The sequence below is a fragment of the Psychrobacter sp. TB20-MNA-CIBAN-0197 genome, assembly GCF_040309765.1.
GTDB lineage: Bacteria > Pseudomonadota > Gammaproteobacteria > Pseudomonadales > Moraxellaceae > Psychrobacter > Psychrobacter submarinus.
In genome coordinates this window covers 1-272 of sequence record NZ_JBEOPC010000578.1, presented here as the reverse complement: position 1 = coordinate 272, position 272 = coordinate 1, and the positions used below count along the sequence as shown (strand labels likewise).

Genomic DNA, 272 nt, shown 5'->3' with positions numbered 1-272 from the left:
TGTTCAACGTGCTGCCGGGCTACGGCCACACCGTCGGCAAGGCGCTGGCGTTGCACATGGACGTCGACGTGCTGGCCTTCACCGGCTCCACGGCGATCGCCAAGCAGCTGATGATCTATGCCGGCCAGAGCAACATGAAACGCGTCTGGCTCGAGGCCGGCGGCAAGAGCCCGAACATCGTCTTCGCCGATGCGCCGGATCTGCAGGCCGCCGCTGAATCCGCCGCCAGCGCCATCGCCTTCAACCAGGGCGAAGTCTGCACCGCCGGTTCG

1 protein-coding gene is annotated in these 272 nt (G+C 66.5%); it reads left to right on the top strand.

What is annotated here, in order from left to right:
- The coding region (locus AAEY83_RS15045; protein ID WP_351060165.1) for an aldehyde dehydrogenase family protein at positions 1–272 on the top strand (272 nt) is incomplete at both ends.